Source organism: Edaphobacter sp. FHG110511_03 (genome assembly GCF_059115365.1).
Genome location: NZ_JBZYWL010000030.1, coordinates 1 through 3684, shown reverse-complemented (window position 1 = coordinate 3684; position 3684 = coordinate 1). Strand labels below are relative to the sequence as shown.

The following is a 3684-nucleotide window of genomic DNA, read 5'->3' as shown; positions in this document are numbered from 1 at the left end:
CGAGCACTGATAGGTAACGATAAGTGGGCTTATCGCCAGCGACCGCCAAATGAAGAAAGTGGATTTCTCCAGAAATAAGATTTAACCCTGGCATATGCGAAGAAACAGGGACAGGATACTGGAGTGAACCCTGTCATCGGTCCCTGCCTAACACTGCAGGGGATCTTCCGCGTCTTAGCCAGAAATTGATCATCAGAGAGTCTTCGTGGTTCTCCACGAAATGACTCCACCCCGCAGGCACATAGAGCAAATCGCCCGCACGCTGCGTGATGGAGATTGGTGTAGCCTTCGAGAACTCCGGGAAGCGCGTCGCATCCGGAGACTTTGCGTTAACCATGCTGACCCCGAAGTCTGGAAGTGCATTCGGGTTCGGATGAATCATGTATAGATAAGGAAAATCGGCTGGTGGATAGAGGAGCCATTCTTTGGCACCGAAGTATGCGAACGAGAAGTTGTCCGGGATGTCCTTGTGCAGGGCAGTCACCGTTCCCTTCTTACCCATCCACATCCGTGGCTCATTGAAAAAATACTCAGGGTAGAACATCGGAAAAGGGACCCCGAGATCGCGCGCCATCTCGACGGGTATCACGGTGCCGGCGGCATAGGCCGTCCCGGCATCGTTTACCTGCATGAAGTGTTCCCCAATGAAATTTCTTAGGGGCATCTCTTCTTCGCGGCGATTCAGGTAGCTACCCGGATCTGCCATATTGCCGAAACGAACGTTCACGCTCTGATCGCCGTAGGCCCCTTGCAGCAGACCTAAGATCTCTGCTTCAGAGAACTTCAACGGGCCCAGCCGCAATAGAAAAGGCATGGAGCGCGCTGCATACTCTTTCGAAAACGCCTTGTCACTCAGAGAATCAAGAACGTCCAGGGCGGCGAGGCGAGGCATTTCACGGGTAGCCTCACATATCTGAGGAAACCAAACAACTGGACTGTCCATCTATCGACTCCTTACACATTTTGAGGATAGATCCTGGACGACTCCAGCCCGGTCTAAAGTAAAACAGTCAGTACGAGAATTCGAGCCCGTCCCGTGAACCGGTTGACTGCATAACTGCATAGAAGACGCCTAAGCCAGCGATATAGGTACGGAACGGTGCGGGCCGTAGCTAGCGTCAATCACAAACCGAAATTGGTTTATTTCCCATAGTTTGTATACTTCTCCGATGCTATTGGTGTTCCTTCATGGTTCTTTCGTTTCTGCGTTTTTCGTCTGGACCTTGGTCGTCGGAGTAGTGGTCTGCCTCTTTCTTCTGACCAGAAAGCCTTTCCGTTAGGCGTCGCAGTCGTCCCGATGACACTCATGAGCGCAGTAGATGGGTGTGCCATCTTCGCTTGTCAAGAAATGGGGACAGAGTTCACATCCATAGATCTTGCATAGATCTTCTGTGACAACGTTGATTTCCTCAGCTTCCATCGGCCACCTCCCTAATGTTTTGGTTGATTTCCGCTATTTCTTAGTTGCCTTTCTATCTTGGATAAATCTGCCATCGCTGATTGATTAAGGAGCCAAGTTGCCGAAAAGCCGACTTTCAAGGCGGCTGGCAATATCTTGGGTTCAAATACGATATTCTCACCTGCATGGAAACCCCTTCGTTCGATGAGCTTGCCGCATTCATTCGCAAATGGGCTATGCTGCCGAGCGATGAACGGATCGTTCCTGATACTCAATTTGAACGAGATTTAGGCATAACGGGTGATGATGGCGGGGATTTGCTTCACGCAATAGAAACACATTTCCACGCTCACCTGAGTACAGAGGAAGACGGCTATCGAAAGACGTTCGGCTTGGAGGACAACGAGTACCTGTTCAATTCTGAGGTCTTTCCACTTTGGGAATTACTGCCATTCGTCAAGAAATCCAGTGTTAGGGCATTCACCGTTGGCGACCTTCACGCAGCGATAGAAAAGGCCGTTTGCAAGTCTGAATGAAATTTCCGGTAAACGAGGTTCTGAGCAATTAGACCGAGCGTCGGACCTCGTCTTTTCGCCAACGTTCTGCGCGGCGGAATGTCCGAAGCAGATCGATCAGGGAATAGACAAAAACAGAGGCAGGCAAAAGAGCTGCGTACACTCCGTCGAAATGGGAGTGGTAGAAGTGGCCATCCTTAAAGTTGAACTAGGTAAGTGCAGCAAGGAAGCTCAGAAAACAAATCACACAATCAGCCATCCATCTACCGAGGTAGGGGTTCCTCATTCTCGCCATGATGCATCGTCGCTCTTGGAGCCAAGAAGGCCAATCGAAGTTGTCCGGTAGCAAGACTTCCCCGAAAACGGGGTTTTCAGGCCAGTTCGACGCGGCGGATATCCCGAAGTTGCCGATAAGCCGACTTTGCGGGAGGTGTTGTAGTTGTAGACCATGAGCAGGGGCACGAATCACTCAGGCTATAGTGCGCGGGGTTCAACCTAACCGCACGGAAGTCTTCTTACGCGCCTGCTTCTCGGATTCGGTCATTCCAAATGGTCCTCTAGGATCGAGTGACTGACTGAGTCTGATGTAGACGATGCCAAAGACGACGGACTCCAAGAAGCCGCCTAGCAACACTGGAAAAGATGAGTGGAAGGGAAATGAGTTTCTGTAGATGTACAAGGCATAACAATGGAGACTGAATAGGATTAGCGCTAGCGTCGCCGCTCTCTCTCTTTGGAGAGTTCTGCGCAGGTGAATTAGAAACAGTCCGACGAAGGTGAACGTCCAAAGTCCTTGTTGAAAGTATCCGCGTTCTGTTCCAAGTGAACCATTGTCGCAGTACATAGCCACAATGGCACAGACCGCAGCGAACACGATTCGTTGAGAACGGTTTCCACTCACAAGACCCACATCTGTCGTCGTCATCGCTGCTATCTTAGTCTACGGAAGCGCAAGCGCCCGAAAAACGGAGTTTTCACCAAGTTCGAGCCAGGTGAACTTGCCGAAAAGCGGACTTTCAAGAAGCCTGATGCGTTGCGGCAAACCGCTCGACCCAGCGGACTTGGTCTGGGGTATCAGGCACCTGTAAGCCTCGTGCCATTGATAACCGCGTAAAGGCATCCTCTGTGGCGAACCCTTCTAGGGTAAGCAGCGCGGCCAATAGCAACGAAGAACGCCCAATGGAGGCTCTGCAATGAACGGCCACGCTACGTCCCGCATGGACTTGAGTCCTCAAATCCTCCACAAACCGCGTGAATAAGGTGGTAGAGGGCGGAGTTTCTCGATCTGGAATAGGGAATGATCGGAAGACAATTCCTGCTGCTTCACAAACCGACGCCTCCGCTGAAAGACCTAGCTCAGCGGCTTCGTCCGCTTGAAGCATGGAAACGAGTACATCAATTCCCGCTTGTTTGATGTGAGCGACTTCATCCTCCAGCCAGTCACCCCCACGCGGACGCGCAACGATTGCCAAGCGAAGCTGATTACCAGTGTCGACCCAAAAGGGATTCATATTGCAATGCTAACCGGCGGGCGAATGTCTAACGCTTCCTGCCCTAAAACGGGGTTTTCACCAAGTTCGGGCGAGGGAACTTTCTCAAAAGCCGACTTTAAGGCAGAAAAATAATCGATAGCGAGTAGAGTCTAATCCATCCGGTTTTCTAGACCCGGATGGGGTTCCATGGACGATGATTCGGTGGCGGCTGGACCTTCGGAGTATCTCTGCTCATGCGGCCGCGCTTGGCACGTATCACGATGTACTCCGACAAATA

General features: G+C 51.5%; 3 protein-coding genes. 1 reads left to right on the top strand and 2 read right to left on the bottom strand.

The genetic code is table 11. The annotated features are described in order from the left end of the window. Window positions 1–133: 133 nt before the first annotated feature. The gene (locus AC5S26_RS29695) at window positions 134–943 is read right to left on the bottom strand and encodes a cupin-like domain-containing protein (protein WP_494188558.1); all 810 of its coding nucleotides are present in this window, start codon (window positions 941–943) and stop codon (window positions 134–136) included. A 641-nt stretch (window positions 944–1584) separates the two neighbouring features. On the opposite strand from AC5S26_RS29695, the gene AC5S26_RS29690 reads away from it, so the two are divergent. Continuing rightward, window positions 1585–1935 (top strand): hypothetical protein, encoded by a 351-nt coding sequence (locus tag AC5S26_RS29690; RefSeq protein WP_494188557.1) that lies wholly within the window; start codon window positions 1585–1587, stop codon window positions 1933–1935. A 995-nt stretch (window positions 1936–2930) separates the two neighbouring features. On the opposite strand, the gene AC5S26_RS29685 is transcribed toward AC5S26_RS29690, so the two are convergent. Continuing rightward, window positions 2931–3425 carry a protein-tyrosine phosphatase family protein gene (locus tag AC5S26_RS29685; RefSeq protein ID WP_494188556.1) on the bottom strand — a complete coding sequence of 165 codons (495 nt, stop codon included), beginning with the start codon at window positions 3423–3425 and terminating at the stop codon, window positions 2931–2933. Window positions 3426–3684: the final 259 nt, after the last annotated feature.

Coding starts and splice junctions, on each gene's coding strand:
- AC5S26_RS29695 (WP_494188558.1), bottom strand. CDS start 943: ATGGACAGTCCAGTTGTTTGGTTTCCTCAGATATGTGAGGCTACCCGT.
- AC5S26_RS29690 (WP_494188557.1), top strand. CDS start 1,585: ATGGAAACCCCTTCGTTCGATGAGCTTGCCGCATTCATTCGCAAATGG.
- AC5S26_RS29685 (WP_494188556.1), bottom strand. CDS start 3,425: ATGAATCCCTTTTGGGTCGACACTGGTAATCAGCTTCGCTTGGCAATC.